We start from the raw sequence: 17,225 nt of genomic DNA on the forward strand, positions 1-17,225 counted from the left end.
GTCATTTCATGATTGAAACCCTATATTTGTCCGTTTTTAAAAAATAGATTAATCAATAACTTAAAGAATAATGCAGAATAAGGGAATAATTAAGCTATTCGCTATTTTATTCGGATTGGTAAGTATTTACCAATTATCGTTTACGTTTATCGCTAACAAAGTTGAAGATGAAGCAGCAACTTACGCGAATCAAAAAATAGGAGAAGATAGAGAAGACTATGCTACTTTAAGAGACCTTGAAGAGAGTAGATACTTAGATTCTATTGGAGGTGAAGAGGTTTTTGCTGGTATTACTTATAATACAGCTAAAGACAAAGAGCTTAATAAAGGTTTAGATTTAAAAGGTGGTATTAACGTAATACTTCAAATCTCTGTAAAAGATATTTTAAAAGAACTAGCTAATGGTTCTCAAAATCCTGCTTTTACAAACGCTTTAGCTAAAGCAGATGAATTACAAAAAAATAGTCAAGATGATTATTTAGATCTTTTCTTTGATGCTTTTGAAGAAAATGGAGAGTCTAAATTAGCATCTCCAGATATTTTTGCAAATAAATCTTTAAGTGATGAAATTAACTTTGATACTCCTAATGAAGAAGTAAAAAGTGTAATTACTAGAAAAGTAAACGAAAGTATTACTTCTGCTTTTGAAGTATTGCGTAAGCGTATAGATAAATTTGGAGTAACTCAACCAAACATTCAAAGATTAGGAGATTCTGGTAGAATTTTAGTAGAACTTCCAGGAGCTAAAGATGTAGAACGTGTACAAGGTCTTTTACAAAGTACAGCTCAATTAGAATTTTGGGACGTATACAAAGGGCAAGAGTTATTTCCTTTCTTAGGGCAAGCTAACGAGAAATTAAAAGCTTTATTAGGTAAAGAAGAAGTAGCTGTTGAAGAAGTAGACTCTACAAAAGTATCAGACGAAGATAGTATTGATGATTTATTAGAGAATGCAGAGGAAGAAGAAGTTGCAGAGCAAGAGGAAAATCCAATCTACGATTTAATACAAGCTCCAGGTCAGCAAGGAGGTCCTGTAATTGCAAGTTTTCAATTAAAAGATACTGCAACAGTAGGGAAATACTTGAGAATGCCAGAGATCAAATCTCTTTTACCAGCAGAACAGCGTTACGCTAAATTTGTATGGGGTAAGCCAATTAGAAATAGTGAATTAGTAGATTTATATGCTTTAAAAGGAAATAAATCTAATGAGCCAGATCTTAGTGGTAGTGTAATTACAGATGCAACACAAACTTACGATCAGTTTGGAGGTATTGTAGTTTCTATGAATATGAACGGTAAAGGTTCTAAGAAATGGGAAGAAATGACTACAAAAGCGTATCAGCAAGGTAGTCAAATTGCAATTGTACTAGATAATATTGTGTACTCTGCACCAGGTTTAAGTAGCGGGCCAATTGCAGGAGGTAGAAGCCAAATTTCTGGAGATTTTACTATTGCAGAAGGAAAAGATTTAGCAAACGTATTAAGAGCTGGTAAATTACCTGCTTCAGCAGATATTGTACAAAGTGAGATTGTTGGTCCTTCTTTAGGGCAAGAAGCTATAGATAGTGGTATCAATTCATTTTTAATAGCACTATTATTTGTATTAGCTTGGATGATTTTCTATTACGGTAAAGCTGGTCTTTTTGCAGATATCGCTTTAGCAGTAAACATCTTATTTATATTTGGTATTCTAGCAGGTCTGGGAGCGGTACTAACCTTGCCAGGTATTGCAGGTATTGTTTTAACTATTGGTATGTCTGTAGATGCAAACGTATTGATTTTTGAAAGAATTAAAGAAGAATTAGATAAAGGCAAAACTCAATTAGAAGCTATTAAAGATGGTTTTGGTAATGCACTTTCTTCTATTTTAGATGCCAACATTACTACTGGTCTAACAGGGGTTATATTATTAGTTTTTGGTACAGGACCAATTAAAGGTTTTGCTACTACATTACTAATAGGTATATGTACATCTTTATTTACAGCAATTTTTATTACTAGATTGTTTATTGATGGTTATGGTAAAAACGGTAAATCTTTAGCTTTCTCTACAGGAGCAACTAAAAATTTATTCAAAAATGTAAATATCAAATTTATTGCAAAAAGAAAAATTGCTTACGTAATTTCTGGAGTAGCAATAGTTGCAAGTTTAATATCTTTAGCTACCGTTGGTCTTAACCAGGGAGTAGATTTTGTAGGAGGTAGATCTTACACAGTTAGATTTGATCAAGCAGTAAATCCTACAGAAATAGAAAATGATTTAATTGCAGAATTTGGTAGTGCAGAAGCAAAAACTTTTGGATCAGATAATCAATTAAAAATTACTACAAAATATAAGGTAGAAGAAGAAGGTAGTGAAGTAGATGCTGAAATTTCTCAAAAACTATATTCTACACTTCAGTCTTATTTACCAAATGGTACTACTTTTGAAGATTTTACAGTAACTAATTCTCAAAGTGCAGTTGGGGTAATGTCTTCTATGAAGGTTGGACCTACTATTGCAGATGATATTAAAAACGCATCTTATTTTGCAGTAATTGGTTCTTTAATTGTAGTATTCTTATATATCTTATTTAGGTTTAGAAAATGGCAATTTAGTTTAGGTGCCGTAGCTGCAGTTTTCCATGATGTATTAATTATACTTGGTGTATTCTCTGCTACTTATAGCTTTATGCCATTTAATATGGAGATAGACCAAGCATTTATTGCAGCTATATTAACCGTAGTAGGTTACTCGTTAAATGATACGGTGGTTGTATTTGACAGGATTAGAGAATATTTTGATGAGTATACTAACTGGCCGTTTAACAAAACAATTAATTCTGCTTTAAATAGCACTATTAGTAGAACGGTAAATACCTCTCTAACTACTTTAATAGTGTTACTTGCTATCTTTATTTTTGGAGGAGAAAGTATCAGAGGATTTATGTTTGCATTAATAATTGGTGTAATTGTAGGTACTTATTCTTCATTATTTATAGCAACACCATTAATGTATGATACTGCTAAAAAGAATAGTGAAGATCTTTTAAAGCGTAAAGAAGAAGAAGCAGAAGAAGAGTTAGCGTAAAACAACTCTTAGTTCTTATAACAATTAAAAAGCCATCTATTTATTTAGATGGCTTTTTTTATGGGGTGTAATGGATATTAATTATGATGTTTCTGATTAATATATTAGTTAACTAAGTGATTGTTTTAAAGTCACCTAATGATGAGATTTATTTGGCAGGTGTATTAATTATTAGAAAATATATAGTAAATATAATTGTTCAGTTTAGGATTGTAGATAATATCTTAATTAGAGAAACCTGAATATCTATTTACACAAAAGCCTTAGATAAATATTATCTAAGGCTTTTGTATTATTTTAAATTTATAAAGTTATTAGGTAGTATATTATCAATCTTTAGAAGGTCTAAAAATTAAGTATAAACCAAGAGCAATAAATGGCAAGCTTAACCATTGTCCTGTATTTAATGCCCACGCTGCGCGATTATCTACTTGTGCCTCTTTCATAAATTCAATAAAAAATCTAACAGACCAAAGTAAAACTAAAAACAATCCAAATATATAGCCTAGCTTATTTTTCTTATTTGTTTTCCAGTAAGTGAACCAAAGTATGCAGAAAACTATAATATAGCAACCTGCCTCATATAATTGAGCAGGATGCCTAGGGAAAGTTTCCCCTAATTGTTTAAAAATTACACCGTAGTCACTATGTGTGGGTTTTCCTATAATTTCAGAATTAATAAAGTTACCAATTCTTATAAATACTCCGCCAATAGCAACAGGAATAACTATTCTATCTAAGATGTAAAGTAAAGGTTTTTCAAGTACTTTTTTACTGTAAAAGTACATGGCTGTAATTATACCAATGGCGGCACCGTGGCTTGCAAGACCTTGAAAACCGGTAAATTCAAATCCGTTTTTAAAACTAAATGGTAAAATAATAGATAATGGGTCTTCTAAAAATAATTCGGTTTGATAAAAGATAACGTGACCTAATCTAGCTCCGATTAATGTAGCTAAAACCGTATACATGAATAATGGATCTAGTTTTGTTTCTGAAATTTTATCATTCTCATAAATTTTCTTCATTATATACCAGCCTAATACAAATGCAACTAAATACATAAGACTGTAGTAGCGTATCATGAAAAAACCTAAATCTATTCCCTTTGAGGGGTCCCAAACTATTGCTGAAAAAAGCATGTGTAAATTTTATAAAATTGAAATGTAAATATAATTTTTTTGAAGTTCTTAAGTAGAAAGATACAGGAATAGTTTTAGTCCTCTTTTGGGGGTACTGGGTCGTAACCAGAATCTCCCCAAGGGTGGCAGCGTTTTATTCTGTTAAAACTTAAAATAGAACCCTTCCATAAGCCGTGTAGTTTTAAAGCTTCTAGAGTATAATGTGAGCAAGTAGGTTGAAATCTACAAGTTGCAGGCTTTAATGGAGAAATAAGATATTGATAGATTTTTATTAAAAAAACAAAAGGTGCTATCCATATTTTTTTCAACATATTATAAGCTAAAAGAAGTACCTTCTTTACCGTCTTTTAATTCTATATTATTCTTAGCAAGCTCGTCTCTAATTTTATCACTAGTAGCAAAATCTCTGTTTAGCCTAGCGTTTGCTCTTAAATCTATAAGTAACTCTACAACATTACTTAAACGTTCACTATCTTGGTTGTTACTCTCTAAAGCGGTTGTAGCTTCAAGACCTAAAACATCAAAAGTAAATGTTTTTAAAGTTTCTTGTAGTTCTTGTAAATCATCTGCGGTAATAGTTGCCTTTTTAGCGTTTATAGCATTTATTTGTTTAATAGCTTCAAAAAACTGAGCGATAAGAACAGGACTATTAAAGTCATCATTCATAGCGTCATAACATTTTTGTTTCCAAGCTTTCACATCAAAAGAAGATGATTTAGAAATTGGTAATTTTGGAGCTAGTGCAATGGCGTCTATTAATTTGTGAAAACCTTTTTCTGCAGCAATTAAAGCGTCATCAGAAAAATCTAAAACACTTCTGTAATTAGCTTGTAGCATAAAGAAACGAGCAACACTTGGTGAAAAAGATTTACTTAAAACATCATTTTCTCCAGAAAATAAATCACTTGGTAAAATGTTGTTTCCAGTACTTTTTGCCATTTTTTTACCATTTAAGGTAAGCATATTAGCGTGCATCCAATAGTTAACAGGGTTTTTGCCATTTGCAGCTTGTCCTTGAGCTATTTCGCATTCGTGGTGCGGAAATTTTAAATCCATTCCGCCGCCGTGAATATCAAATTCTTCTCCTAAATATTTAGAGCTCATTACGGTACACTCTAAATGCCAGCCAGGGAAACCATCACTCCAAGGGGAAGGCCAGCGCATAATGTGCTGTGGTTCTGCTTTTTTCCAAAGGGCAAAATCCTGCGGATTTTTTTTGTCATCTTGTGCAGTAAGCTCTCTAGTATTGGCTATCATGTCTTCTAGCTTTCTACCACTTAAAATCCCGTAGTTGTTAGATTGGTTATACTTTACTACATCAAAATACACAGATCCATTGGCTACATACGCAAAACCATTATCAATAATTTCTTTAATAGTTTCTATTTGTTCTACAATATGTCCTGTAGCGGTTGGCTCTATGCTAGGAGGCAGGTTGTTAAATTTTTGCAAAATTGTATGAAAGTCTACCGTGTATTTTTGAACCACTTCCATAGGTTCAATTTCTTCTAGGCGTGCTTTTTTTGCAATGCGGTCTTCACCTGTTTCTGCATCATTTTCTAAATGACCTGCGTCTGTAATGTTTCTTACGTACCTAACTTTGTACCCTAGGTGTTTTAAATACCTAAATACGAGATCGAAAGAAATAAATGTACGACAATTACCAAGGTGAACATTGCTGTAAACTGTAGGTCCGCACACATACATTCCTACATAGCCTTCTGTTAAAGATTTAAATGTTTCTTTTTCTCCGCTAAGTGAATTGTATATTTTTAATTCTTGATCTTTGTATAAGGGCATTTTATATTCTTTAAATTTTTAAATAAAAAGGATGAATTTTGTCTAAAATTGTGTTTCTAGCTTAATGTAGTCTAAAAGTTCTCTTTTTACAGATTTCTCTTTAAATTTTCCTCCAAATTCACTAGTTACGGTACTACTTTCTATATCTCTAATACCACGGCTATTTACACAAAGGTGCTTTGCATCAATCACACAAGCAACATCTTCTGTACCTAAAACTTCTTGCAATTCTTTTACAATTTGCATGGTTAAACGCTCTTGTACTTGAGGCCTTTTAGCGTAATAGTCTACAATTCTATTCATTTTAGAAAGCCCTACCACAGTACCGTTAGAGATATAAGCTACGTGCGCTCTACCTACAATTGGTAAAAAATGGTGCTCACAAGTAGAGTATACCGTAATATTTTTTTCAACAAGCATCTCTCCATATTTGTATTTATTATCAAATACAGATGCTTTAGGTTTTTTATCAGGATTTAATCCGCCAAAAGTTTCGTTTACAAACATTTTAGCTACTCTAAGAGGGGTGCCTTTTAGGCTATCATCTGTTAAATCCATTCCAAGGGTTTCTAAAATACTCTTGAAATCTTTTTGGATAGAAGCAATTTTTTCTAAATCACTCATTTCAAAGGCATCTTCACGAACAGGGTTTTCTGTACTAGATGCGATGTGATTATCACCCATTTCGTCAATATCGTTCAATATCTTATCTATTTTCATAACTCTTTTCAACTAACTACTAGACCTGCAAAGATACAGAAATTACTGTTGAATGATATACTTTAGTTGGAAATACTTAATCTATGAATAGATAATACTTATGGTTGTAATTCAATTTTTTCTGAAATTAAATAACCATCTGTACTCATGCCTTCAATATATAGAACGATTTTTTGACTCAAAGTATTAGGGATTTTAAAGAAATAAGGTTGATTATTTTTTAAAGTCACTTTAGGATTCCAAAATATATGTCCTAATTTTTCAAAAGCTTCAGAGAAAAAAAGTTTATATTTTGGAGTGTAAAATTCTTTATTTTCAGAAAAACCATGTTCAACTTTTAAGTTGAAAAGGTCGTTGTATTTTTGAGTAGATTCTATAATGCTTTTAGTGTTAATTTTTATAACTCCAGCAGAGCCTCTAACACCATACTCTGAACCTAATTTGTCAATTTCTACGCTTTCTACTTCAGAAGTTCTTAAAAATCTTAGATATTCCATGTCATCAACCATAACTCCGTCTAGGATAACTAAAGGGATAGGGTTTGAATTAAGAGAGTGTTTGCCTCGTAGTGAATAAAATTGCAATCCGTACTCTGTGGTAACGGCTTGGTAACCTCTAGTTTCAATATATTGATATATAAAGCCAAAGCTGTTAGCTAATTGCTCGTCAATTATAGTGACATTTTTGTGGGTAGATAACGTGTTAACTGGTCGGTGGTTACTAGATTTTAAAATAACTGTATCTAGATAATTTACACTTTCTATAAAATCATCAATTACTACTTGTGAAGATAAATTGTATTTTTTTTTGTTATATGAATTTATGTATTCTTTAGTTAAATAAGTCTTCTGCTTTTTTGGAAGAATATTTAAGTACATAGGAGTAGAGACTAATTTTTCTTTTTTCAAAAGTCCTGCATATATGTAAGTATTCTCGACTAGATAAAGATCATTTAGTGCGAACTCTTTTTCTTCATTGGGTTTGATAACTTCAAAAAGACTGGTTTTATCTGATTTTATTACAACTTTTTGATCTTTTATATTTTGTTTATTCACTTTTCCATTGATTTTGAAACCTCGTTGAGATTCGTGATAAATAATAGAATCATGGTTAAAAACATTTTGCCAATTATATTTACTCCATCCTTGTGTAAGTAATAATAAATCTAAATCAAATCTTTTTTTATTCTCATTAGCTTTTGTAAAATAATAATTGCCATTTTCTATAGTAGATTTTAGATATGGTTTTAATAGAAATGATGAAATAATAGTATGATTTGGTTGATAAGACTCTGTATTTACAGGAAATATTGAAATACTTAAGTTTTGTTCTTTATCAAAATCATTATTTAATTTTACTTCTATAGAATCTATTTGATTGGAAGAAACTTTAGAATTTACATCTAGTCTTTTTAAGTTATAAGAATTAAAAAACATTCTTTCGACGATAGGAGTAAATTTTTTGTCAAAAACTGTTAGAATGTTAATTCCAGAAAATAAATCTTTTTTACTGAGTTCTATGTTTTTAATTAATTTATGATTATCAAAAGATTCTTCAAAAATTTTATATTTTCCATTTTGATGAACAACAAAATAAAAATTTTCTTGATTAATATTTTCTATAGAACTTTTATTAGTTTGAAATGAAATAAATAGACTTTTAGGGGTATTGTTATTTAAAATTAAATTTACTCCTGTTTTTTTGATTTTAGGAATAGCCTTTATTATCTCTTTACCTGAGTTACTTTTGATTAAAACTCGATAATTTTCATTTAATTTAGGAGTGAAAGAGAAATGAGATATCCCAAATTGATTAGATTTAAAATCGGTAATAGTATTATTTTTACTATCTACTAGAATAGCGTTTTTGAAATATTCACCTTTCCCAATGTTGTTAATCAATTTTACCCCTACATGATTTTTAGTTTCTGCCAGTAAGTGTCCTCCCTCTGGTAAAAGCTGTAAATCGTAATTTTTTTCTACCTCGCTTTTAGAATTATCATTTTTTAATATTTCAAAAGATTCTATAAAAGCCAAATCTTCTTTAAAATTTTTCATATAATTAGTAAATGCTTTTATATGATAATTTCCAGCAGGAAAATCTTTTAAATTAAAATAACCTTGACCAAACCCTTTATTGATATAGAATGTTTTGATATCTATTTGTTCACCAAGATTATTAAAAAGTGCAACCTGGAGATTTGTTGTAAGCTTATTAGGAAGGTTAGACCTTAAATCATATACGTAGGCTGAAAACCAAATATTTTCACCTGGAATAAGTTGAGTTTTACTTAGTTGTAAATGAATGTATTCTCTATTTTCAAGAAAATAATCTGAATATGTTTTTTGAAATTGCTCTAAAGAAGAAATTTGAGCATAAACCGAAGAAAGGCTTATGCTCATTAAAAATAATACAGTAAAAAGTTTTTTCATTATAATTCTGGACTGTTAGTCACAGCAGTACGGTCTATTTTTTTTATAAGACCTTGTAAAACTTTCCCAGGACCAACTTCTGTAAATGAAGTAGCCCCTTCTTTAATCATATTTTGTACGCTTTGAGTCCATTTTACCGGTGCTGTGAGTTGAAAGATTAAGTTTTCTTTAATTTCACTAGGATTGGTTATCCCAAATGTACTAACGTTTTGGTATATTGGGCAAATTGGAGTGTTAAAATTTGTGTTTTCTATAGCTTTGGCTAGCTCTTCTCTTGCAGGTTCCATTAAAGGAGAGTGAAATGCACCACCAACAGGTAAAACTAATGCTCTTCTTGCTCCCTTTTCTTTTAAAGCTTCACAAGCATCTTCAATAGCTTTTACTTCTCCAGAGATTACTAATTGGCCTGGACAGTTGTAGTTAGCTGCCACAACAATTCCATTAATATCTGCGCAAACCGCTTCTACTAACTCATCTTCTAAGCCTAAAACAGCTGCCATGGTAGAAGGTTGTAACTCACAAGCTTTTTGCATTGCTTCTGCACGTTTAGATACAAGTTTTAAAGCATCTTCAAACTCTAATGTTTTATTAGCTACTAATGCAGAAAATTCTCCTAAAGAGTGACCTGCTACCATTTCTGGTTTTGCGCTGTCTCCTAATACGTGTTGTAAAATTACAGAATGAAGAAAAATTGCTGGTTGTGTAACATTGGTTTGTTTTAACTGCTCTGCAGTACCTTCAAACATAATATCTGTTATATTGAAACCTAAAACTTGGTTTGCTTTTTCAAACATTTTTTGAGCTTCAGGATAGTTTTCATATAAATTAAGACCCATTCCTGTAAATTGAGCTCCTTGTCCAGGAAAAACATATGCTTTCATAATTGACTTTATTTATTTTTGGCAAATGTAATAAAAAAGACCTAACAGCATTTTTCACTATTAGGTCTTTTGTAATGAACGTCTAATTAATTTTAAACGTTTAATTTACCTTTTTCTCCTATATCTGGATTGCTGCCAGTAACAGCACCAACTCCCATTTTAAATAAACTTACTATTTTATTAGATTTTGTATCCCAATAATAAGCTTCTTTAGGGCTAAATTTTATTGCTGTTAAATTAGGGTCATCTGTACCGTTAAACCAATTATCTGAAACGGAAGTGTAAAGTTCTTCTAAAATAGATTGCTCTACTACAATTTCTGCTTCTCCATATATACTAATAAATTTTTTAGATGAAGGCTTACTATACAGTAATTGGGTTTTGCTGCTTTGTATTATGTTTTTATTGTGATCACTATCTCCAGAACTTAAAAACCAAATGTCTCCATGCATATCTATTTTTTTCTGTGTCATTGGTACTGCATTTAAAGGAGTTTTGTCTAGAGCAGTTACCATCATTGAAGTTTCAATCTCTTCGGTAAGTTCTTTAATTTTTTTCTTTGCTTCTTCGTTATACTTGTTTTGAGTACTCATAATTTTTTCTTTTAAAATTACGAGACTTAAAGTTTAAAATGAGTCAATAAAGTATTAAAAATAAAGTGGTTGCTGTTAATAAGTGTGAAATTATGGTTTGCGCTGGTAGGTTAAAAAAGTGAAGGAGTGTTGGTGTTTTTCATCTTTATCATGAAATTTTTCACTTATCAGCTCCCATTCATTCAAATCTAACTCAGGGAAAAATGCATCTGCTTCAAATTCATGATGTACTCTTGTTAACTCAATTTTATCTACAAAAGGGAGGCTTAGTTTATAAATTTCTCCTCCACCAATAACGAATGGTTGCTCATCATTAGTAACTACTTGTAAAGCTTCTTCAAAGTTATTAACTACAATGCAGTGTTCATTTTGGTAGTTTTTTTGCCTAGTAATTACTATGTGTGTACGATTAGGTAGTGGTTTGGGAAAAGACTCAAACGTCTTTCTACCCATAATAATATGGTGCCCAGTGGTTAGTTTTTTAAAATGTTTAAAATCATCTGGTAAATGCCAGATCATATCATTGTCTTTCCCTAACGCGTTGTTTTCTGCAGCAGCAGCGATGATAGTTAACATTATAAAGTGTTGTTTTCTGAATCTGGGTGATTTAATCTAGGAGTAGTAGTTTCTTCTGTAGGAAGAGGGTATTCTTTGTCTACTCTTTTTTGAAGCTCTATAATTTTTTTCTGTTGCTTAGCTATCAATCTATCAAATTGTTTCTCTTCCCATTCTTTTCCCATTAGTTTATTTACAATAAATACATTTATAGTGTGTATAATGATAAATAGAAACCACAATAAGATAGCCCAAACAAACCAAGGCCACCCAAATAAGGTAATATCTTTACCAAAATCTAAAGCAAGGTTAAGAATTATAAAAATGATAGAAAAAGCAATAAAAACTACAAAATGAGTTGTGAGTCCTTTTTTTTGCTTGATTCTGCGTTGCGCATTTTCAATAAGTAATTTTTGTTCCGGATCTATTTTTCCTTTTTTTCTTTCTTCTGAAGTCATATTAATAGTAACTTAGTATACTTCAAATTTAAAACATTTAAGCAAGAATATTTAGGCTAATGAAGAATTTTAGAAATCAATTTCCTGTAACCTCTCAATATATTTATTTAAATACAGCCGCAACCGGTTTATTGTCTGAAGATGTTTTTGATTATAGACAAGATCAAAATTTAGATTTTTTAACGCAGGCAAGTATGTTTAGAGATCATAAAGCAAATTTGTTAGCAGAGGTTAGAGAGGCATTAGCTTCATTTTATCACGCAGATGCTAATAAAATTGCTTTAACACCTAGTTTTTCTTACGGCTTTAATATTTTGTTAGATGGTTTAGCAAAAAACACAAAAGTTTTATTATTAGAGGGTGATTACCCATCTATTAATTTACCAGTAGAAGCAAGAGATTTTGATATTGTGTATGCTGCAATAAATGAAAATTTAGAAGAAAATATTAAAAAAGCAGTAGAGAAATACCAACCAGAAATTTTTGTTTTTAGTGTGGTGCAATATGTTAGCGGTATTAAAATTGATCTAGATTTTCTAAAAGAGCTAAAAGAAAATTATCCTGAATTACTAATTGTAGGTGATGGTACTCAATATTGCGGTACAGAAACTTTTAATTTTAAAGAATCTGGTATAGATATTTTAGGAGCTAGTGCTTATAAGTGGTTAAATGCAGGCTTCGGGAATGCTTTTTTTTTATTTAAAGACCATGCTGCAGAAAAGATTTACCCTAAAACAATAGGTTTTGGCTCTAATATTGGCAAATACAAACAAACTGAAAACGCATTGATTGGTAAGTTTGAGCCAGGGCATTTAGATACTTCTAATATAGGTAGTATTAAACAAGCTATTTTATTGCAAGAAAAAATAGGAGTAGAGCTTATTGAAGAGCAAGTGAAAAAATTATCTGTAAAAGCAAAAAAAGCTTTTGAAAAACTTAATTTATTAGCTCCAGATGTAGTAAATAGAAAAACTCATTCTTCTTTATTTAACATAAAAGGAAGTGATGAGTTGTTCATTTTTTTAACTAACAAAGGTGTAATTTGCTCGCAACGTGGAGGCGGAATTCGTGTGAGTTTTCATTATTACAATACAGAAGATGAAATAGAGAAATTAATTACGTTAATAAAAAATTTCTCTAAGTAAAGTATACACAAATCTTTCAGAAGAAGTTTATTTCTTCTGAAAGATATAGTTTTTGTAATATTTATTTTCGTCGGTAAAAAACTCTACCATTTTAAGTCCCGCTTCTCCAGCAAGCCACTCTACTACATCGTCATCATATTTTTGAGAAATCTCTGTATGAATAGTTTCCCACTGTTTAAATTGAACTTTTAATTTTAGATCATTTATTTCTATATCTTGATTTTTTGTGCTTACCAGAAAACTTTTTGCAGTACCAGTTTCAGGATCATAAGTCTCCCAATGCTTAAAGTTATCTATATTAAAATCTGCGTTTAATTCTGTATTAATTCTAACTAGTAAATTTTTATTAAATGCCTCGGTTACACCTGTAGTATCATTATATGCGTCTAATATGGTTTGCGGATTCTTTTTTTGATCAAAACCCATAAAAAGCATATCTTCTTCACTCATTGCTAACTGAATATTTTTAAGAAAATCTATTGCTTGGTCGTGTTTTAAATTACCAATATTAGAACCTAAAACCATAATGGCTTTTTTACGTTTATTGTAGTTTTTTAAATTTTGTAAAACACTAAAATAAGTGCCTTGCAATGTTTCTACATCTACAGCAGGAATTTCACTTTTTAAAGAATCTTCTAGTCTGTCTAAAATATTTTGACTTATATCTACGGGTAAATATTTAAAGTCTACTTGATGATTAGCAAGGTGTTTTAAAAGAATTTTTGTTTTTTTTCCGTCACCAGCGCCTAATTCAATTAAATCAAAACCATTATTACTTGAAAAATAATTAGCAATGGCTTGGGTATGTTTTTGCAGAATATTAAACTCACAATTAGTTAAATAGTAATCAGGTAAATTCATAATATCCTGAAAGAGCTTATCTCCTTTTTTGTCATAAATATATTTAGAAGATAAATATTTAGGAAATGCAGTAAGACCTTCTTGTACGTCTTTTGCAAATTCTGATGTATGGGTAATTGTTTGTTTTTCCATTTTTATTTTGCTAATCTAATTCCGGTGAATTGCCACCTTAAATTGGGGTGAAAAAAATTTCTATACGTACACCTAGTGTGGTTGGGAGAAGTAGCTACAGAGCCTCCGCGTAATACTTTTTGATTCACCATAAATTTTCCGTTATACTCACCTAGCGCTCCTTCTGGTTTTTTATAGTTAGGGTATGGAGTGTAAGCGCTCTCTGTCCACTCCCATCTTTGTCCCCAATTAAATTTTTCATTACAAATTTCCCATTCTATTTCTGTAGGTAACCTCATTTTTTTCCATTGAGAAAATGCAAAAGCTTCATAATAAGAGATATGAGCTAAAGGTTCTTCTAAGTTTAATGGCTGTAGTCCAGATAAAGTGTATTGATGCCAATTGCCATCTATCACATGCCAATATTGTGGTGCTTTTATATTTTCAGTATTTATCCAATCCCAGGCTTCAGCATGCCATAACAGCACATCTTGGTAACCGCCAGCATTTATAAATTCTAAATATTCTGCATTGGTTACTAATTTGTTAGAAATAGAAAAATCGTTCACATAAACTTTGTGTCTTCCTTTTTCATTATCATAACAAAACTCTCCATCATCTGGTTTACCTACTTCATAAACTCCTTCAGAAATATTTACCCATTGGTGGTCAAATGTTTCTGTTTTACTTTCTTTAAAATTACTTTGGTAAACAGGTAAAAGCGGATTGTTACCTAAAATATACTTTATGTCTGTTAATAGTAATTCTTGGTGTTGTTTTTCGTGATGAATACCAATTTCTACTAAACTTTCAATTTTAGAGAGATTCTCATTACTATTTGTAAGTAGTTCTGCTAATGCTTGGGTTACATACGTTCTGTAAGCATAGATTTTTTTTACAGTAGGCCTAGAAAGGTTACCTCTATTGGTGCGTACCACTTTTTCTCCAACACTTTCATAATAGCTATTAAATACAAAGGCAAATTGCTCATCAAATAATTGATAATCTTTTTTATAATGCTGCAGTATGAATTCTTCAAAAAACCAAGTAGAGTGACCTAAATGCCATTTTGGGGGAGAGACAAATTCTATGGGTTGCACTACATAATCTTCAATCTCTAAAGGTTTACAGATTTGCTCTGTTAGTTTTCTGGTTTCATGAAATAATTCTAAAAGCTGAGTGGTAGTTGTAATCATAAATAAGGAGGTTATAGGCCTTACTCAAATTTACACATTTTTAAATATGAAGTTCTTTAAGCTTTGTTAAAGCCAAGGTGAAAACCTGTTACTTTTGGTAGAAAATATATGTAGAAATAAAAAAAGCTGAAAAGTATTTACTTTTCAGCTTTTATATTTTTTTAAAATAAAGAGTTTAGAAATTAAATGGGACGGTATATTTAATATCTCTAGGCTTACCATTTAAGTGTCCTGGTTTCATTTCTGGCATTGCTAAAATATTACGTTTAGCTTCTTCTTGTAGAGATTTTCTGCCACCTTTTACTTGTGTAATTTCTACTTTTCCTTCTTTATTCACTATAAAACTCACCAATACTTTAGTGCCTTTGTCTTCTGCAGTATAATCTTTAGGGAATTTAAAGTTTTGCTGTATGTGCATTGCTAATTTTTTATTAAAGCAATTAGAGCTAGAACTAGCTTCTTCACAACCTGGCCAAACAGGAGGTACTTCTTTAGAGGTTACCGTGTTTCCGCTAGCATTTTGAGCAAAGCCAAAACTAATTGTAAATAGTAAAATAAATGTAAATAAAATCTTTTTCATAAGTGTTGTTGTTTAGATTGCTACAGCAGCTTTTATGTGCGGATGCGGATTATAATTTTCTAAAGTAAAATCTTCAAACTTAAAATCAAAAATATCTTTTACCTCTGGGTTAATTTTCATGGTAGGCAAAGGTCTTAAATCTCTAGATAATTGAAGTTTTACCTGCTCTACGTGATTGTTGTAAATATGTACATCACCAAAAGTATGTATAAAATCTCCAGCCTCATAACCACAAACTTGCGCCATCATTTGCGTAAGTAACGCGTAAGAAGCAATATTAAAAGGTACCCCTAAAAATACATCTGCACTACGTTGGTAAAGTTGGCAAGATAATTTGCCATCTGCCACATAAAACTGAAAAAAAGCATGACAAGGAGGCAAAGCAGCTTTGCCATTAGCTACATTTTTACTAAAAGAAACAGAGGTATCTGGCATTACGCTAGGGTTCCAGGCAGAAACTAACATTCTACGGCTGTTCGGGTTTTTCTTTAAGGTTTCTACAATATCTTTAATCTGGTCTATTTCTTCATTATTCCAATTGCGCCATTGGTGACCATAAACCGGACCTAAATCTCCATTCTCATCTGCCCATTCATTCCAAATTCTAACGCCGTTTTCTTGCAAATACTTCACATTAGTATCTCCATTTAAAAACCAGAGTAGCTCATAAATAATAGATTTTAAATGCAATTTTTTGGTAGTCACCATCGGAAAACCTTCACTTAAGTCAAACCTCATTTGATGGCCAAAAATACTACGAGTACCGGTCCCTGTTCTATCTCCTTTGTCGCTACCGTTATCTAAAACGTGTTGTAGTAAATCGTGATATTGCTTCATGAATTTGTTTTTGGGCGTTTAAACGGGCTTTCGCGAGTCGCTTTTTAGTTTTATGTCTACCATTTTTTCGCATACGCTCCAATAGACAAAAACAAAAAGAGCTTCAACAAATCGCTCAATCCCTAACGCAAAAATATAAAACTATTATTCTAATAAAAGAACAAAAAGAATAAGTATAAAATTAATTCATAAGTAAGAAAATATAAAATTTTATGAGATATGACATTTGTCATAATTTAAGGAGGTTTTCAGAGGTAAATTTGTGATATAAATCAATAAAACCTGTTTAAAATGAGAATATTAATAGCCTTAGCGTTTTGCTTAACTATGCAATTGGTAGTTGCTCAAGAGTACAAAGTAGTTTCTAATAATTCTAAAGTTAGCGTAACTGGAACTTCTTCTTTACACGATTGGGAGTGTGTAGTAAATACCTTTGAAGGTAATATGTCTGCCACTGTAGAAAACAATGAAATTAAGCAAATAGAAAACTTCAATTTTCAGTTTAAAGTAAAAAGTTTAGATAGTGGTAAATCTTCGATGAATAAAAATACTTATGAAGCCTTGAAAGAAGATAAATACCCAACCATTACTTATAAAGGGAGCTCTGTAGTAATAAATGGTGGTACTGCAACATTTACAGGAACTATGACTATTGCTGGTACCGCAAAAAAGTTTACCAGTAAAGCTAAAATAAATTACAGTAACGGTAAGATAACCCTTTCAGGATCTGAAGAATTTAAACTTACAGATTTTAATATAGAGCCTCCAACTGCTGTTTTTGGTACCATAAAAACAGGAGATGTAGTAGCAATTCATTATAACATTCAACTTAATAAATAACACA

The 17,225-nt window shown here is 31.1% G+C and carries 16 protein-coding genes; 3 read left to right on the forward strand and 13 right to left on the reverse strand.

Annotated features, from left to right (window positions below):
- The first annotated feature begins 70 nt into the window (after positions 1 to 70).
- Positions 71 to 3,070 (forward strand): protein translocase subunit SecDF, encoded by a 3,000-nt coding sequence (secDF, locus tag BUC03_RS11745; protein ID WP_073152197.1) that lies wholly within the window; start codon positions 71 to 73, stop codon positions 3,068 to 3,070.
- A gap of 329 nt (positions 3,071 to 3,399) precedes the next feature.
- Here secDF and lgt read toward each other — a convergent pair whose 3' ends face one another.
- The 9 genes from lgt to BUC03_RS11790 all read right to left on the reverse strand — a co-directional run bounded on the left by lgt (position 3,400) and on the right by BUC03_RS11790 (position 11,651).
- Positions 3,400 to 4,212, reverse strand: a complete 813-nt coding sequence (gene lgt / locus BUC03_RS11750) for a prolipoprotein diacylglyceryl transferase (protein ID WP_073152200.1) — start codon at positions 4,210 to 4,212, stop codon at positions 3,400 to 3,402.
- 74 nt (positions 4,213 to 4,286) lie between these two features.
- Positions 4,287 to 4,523 carry a membrane protein insertion efficiency factor YidD gene (yidD, locus tag BUC03_RS11755; protein WP_073152204.1) on the reverse strand — a complete coding sequence of 79 codons (237 nt, stop codon included), beginning with the start codon at positions 4,521 to 4,523 and terminating at the stop codon, positions 4,287 to 4,289.
- A 1-nt stretch (position 4,524) separates the two neighbouring features.
- Positions 4,525 to 6,012, reverse strand: coding sequence for a cysteine--tRNA ligase (gene cysS / locus BUC03_RS11760; protein WP_073152207.1), 1,488 nt, complete (start codon positions 6,010 to 6,012; stop codon positions 4,525 to 4,527).
- Positions 6,013 to 6,054: 42 nt separating this feature from the next.
- Complete coding sequence (gene folE / locus BUC03_RS11765) at positions 6,055 to 6,732, reverse strand: GTP cyclohydrolase I FolE (RefSeq protein ID WP_200799139.1); 678 nt, start codon at positions 6,730 to 6,732, stop codon at positions 6,055 to 6,057.
- Between the two features lie 98 nt (positions 6,733 to 6,830).
- Positions 6,831 to 9,164, reverse strand: a complete 2,334-nt coding sequence (locus BUC03_RS11770; protein WP_073152210.1) for a SusC/RagA family TonB-linked outer membrane protein — start codon at positions 9,162 to 9,164, stop codon at positions 6,831 to 6,833.
- On the reverse strand, positions 9,164 to 10,045 hold the full coding sequence (gene fabD / locus BUC03_RS11775; protein ID WP_073152213.1) for an ACP S-malonyltransferase: 882 nt from the start codon (positions 10,043 to 10,045) through the stop codon (positions 9,164 to 9,166). The genes BUC03_RS11770 and fabD overlap by 1 nt, the downstream gene beginning before the upstream one ends.
- A gap of 92 nt (positions 10,046 to 10,137) precedes the next feature.
- Positions 10,138 to 10,638, reverse strand: coding sequence for a pyridoxamine 5'-phosphate oxidase family protein (locus BUC03_RS11780; RefSeq protein ID WP_073152216.1), 501 nt, complete (start codon positions 10,636 to 10,638; stop codon positions 10,138 to 10,140).
- A gap of 90 nt (positions 10,639 to 10,728) precedes the next feature.
- Positions 10,729 to 11,214, reverse strand: coding sequence for a dihydrofolate reductase (locus BUC03_RS11785; RefSeq protein ID WP_073152219.1), 486 nt, complete (start codon positions 11,212 to 11,214; stop codon positions 10,729 to 10,731).
- Positions 11,214 to 11,651: a 2TM domain-containing protein gene (locus BUC03_RS11790; RefSeq protein ID WP_073152222.1), complete on the reverse strand. Its 438-nt coding sequence runs from the start codon at positions 11,649 to 11,651 to the stop codon at positions 11,214 to 11,216. The genes BUC03_RS11785 and BUC03_RS11790 overlap by 1 nt, the downstream gene beginning before the upstream one ends.
- Positions 11,652 to 11,710: 59 nt before the next feature.
- On the opposite strand from BUC03_RS11790, the gene BUC03_RS11795 reads away from it, so the two are divergent.
- Positions 11,711 to 12,796: an aminotransferase class V-fold PLP-dependent enzyme gene (locus BUC03_RS11795; protein ID WP_073152225.1), complete on the forward strand. Its 1,086-nt coding sequence runs from the start codon at positions 11,711 to 11,713 to the stop codon at positions 12,794 to 12,796.
- Positions 12,797 to 12,823: 27 nt separating this feature from the next.
- Here BUC03_RS11795 and BUC03_RS11800 read toward each other — a convergent pair whose 3' ends face one another.
- From BUC03_RS11800 to BUC03_RS11815, 4 genes are all read right to left on the reverse strand, one after another.
- Positions 12,824 to 13,789: an L-histidine N(alpha)-methyltransferase gene (locus BUC03_RS11800; protein ID WP_073152227.1), complete on the reverse strand. Its 966-nt coding sequence runs from the start codon at positions 13,787 to 13,789 to the stop codon at positions 12,824 to 12,826.
- Positions 13,790 to 13,791: 2 nt separating this feature from the next.
- Complete coding sequence (gene egtB / locus BUC03_RS11805) at positions 13,792 to 14,964, reverse strand: ergothioneine biosynthesis protein EgtB (RefSeq protein WP_073152230.1); 1,173 nt, start codon at positions 14,962 to 14,964, stop codon at positions 13,792 to 13,794.
- Between the two features lie 175 nt (positions 14,965 to 15,139).
- Positions 15,140 to 15,544: an energy transducer TonB gene (locus BUC03_RS11810; RefSeq protein WP_073152233.1), complete on the reverse strand. Its 405-nt coding sequence runs from the start codon at positions 15,542 to 15,544 to the stop codon at positions 15,140 to 15,142.
- 12 nt (positions 15,545 to 15,556) lie between these two features.
- The gene (locus BUC03_RS11815; RefSeq protein ID WP_073152236.1) at positions 15,557 to 16,381 is read right to left on the reverse strand and encodes a thymidylate synthase; all 825 of its coding nucleotides are present in this window, start codon (positions 16,379 to 16,381) and stop codon (positions 15,557 to 15,559) included.
- Between the two features lie 291 nt (positions 16,382 to 16,672).
- Here BUC03_RS11815 and BUC03_RS11820 point away from each other — a divergent pair, with 291 nt between their 5' ends.
- The gene (locus tag BUC03_RS11820) at positions 16,673 to 17,221 is read left to right on the forward strand and encodes a YceI family protein (protein ID WP_073152239.1); all 549 of its coding nucleotides are present in this window, start codon (positions 16,673 to 16,675) and stop codon (positions 17,219 to 17,221) included.
- The last annotated feature ends 4 nt before the right edge of the window (positions 17,222 to 17,225 follow it).

Origin of the sequence: Mesonia phycicola, assembly GCF_900141885.1 — a bacterium.
GTDB lineage: Bacteria > Bacteroidota > Bacteroidia > Flavobacteriales > Flavobacteriaceae > Mesonia > Mesonia phycicola.

What these genes read in the sequence shown, in the direction of transcription:
- secDF (WP_073152197.1), top strand. Translation starts at nt 71, where the DNA reads ATGCAGAATAAGGGAATAATTAAGCTATTCGCTATTTTATTCGGATTG.
- lgt (WP_073152200.1), bottom strand. Translation starts at nt 4,212, where the DNA reads ATGCTTTTTTCAGCAATAGTTTGGGACCCCTCAAAGGGAATAGATTTA.
- yidD (WP_073152204.1), bottom strand. Translation starts at nt 4,523, where the DNA reads ATGTTGAAAAAAATATGGATAGCACCTTTTGTTTTTTTAATAAAAATC.
- cysS (WP_073152207.1), bottom strand. Translation starts at nt 6,012, where the DNA reads ATGCCCTTATACAAAGATCAAGAATTAAAAATATACAATTCACTTAGC.
- folE (WP_200799139.1), bottom strand. Translation starts at nt 6,732, where the DNA reads ATGAAAATAGATAAGATATTGAACGATATTGACGAAATGGGTGATAAT.
- BUC03_RS11770 (WP_073152210.1), bottom strand. Translation starts at nt 9,164, where the DNA reads ATGAAAAAACTTTTTACTGTATTATTTTTAATGAGCATAAGCCTTTCT.
- fabD (WP_073152213.1), bottom strand. Translation starts at nt 10,045, where the DNA reads ATGAAAGCATATGTTTTTCCTGGACAAGGAGCTCAATTTACAGGAATG.
- BUC03_RS11780 (WP_073152216.1), bottom strand. Translation starts at nt 10,638, where the DNA reads ATGAGTACTCAAAACAAGTATAACGAAGAAGCAAAGAAAAAAATTAAA.
- BUC03_RS11785 (WP_073152219.1), bottom strand. Translation starts at nt 11,214, where the DNA reads ATGTTAACTATCATCGCTGCTGCTGCAGAAAACAACGCGTTAGGGAAA.
- BUC03_RS11790 (WP_073152222.1), bottom strand. Translation starts at nt 11,651, where the DNA reads ATGACTTCAGAAGAAAGAAAAAAAGGAAAAATAGATCCGGAACAAAAA.
- BUC03_RS11795 (WP_073152225.1), top strand. Translation starts at nt 11,711, where the DNA reads ATGAAGAATTTTAGAAATCAATTTCCTGTAACCTCTCAATATATTTAT.
- BUC03_RS11800 (WP_073152227.1), bottom strand. Translation starts at nt 13,789, where the DNA reads ATGGAAAAACAAACAATTACCCATACATCAGAATTTGCAAAAGACGTA.
- egtB (WP_073152230.1), bottom strand. Translation starts at nt 14,964, where the DNA reads ATGATTACAACTACCACTCAGCTTTTAGAATTATTTCATGAAACCAGA.
- BUC03_RS11810 (WP_073152233.1), bottom strand. Translation starts at nt 15,544, where the DNA reads ATGAAAAAGATTTTATTTACATTTATTTTACTATTTACAATTAGTTTT.
- BUC03_RS11815 (WP_073152236.1), bottom strand. Translation starts at nt 16,381, where the DNA reads ATGAAGCAATATCACGATTTACTACAACACGTTTTAGATAACGGTAGC.
- BUC03_RS11820 (WP_073152239.1), top strand. Translation starts at nt 16,673, where the DNA reads ATGAGAATATTAATAGCCTTAGCGTTTTGCTTAACTATGCAATTGGTA.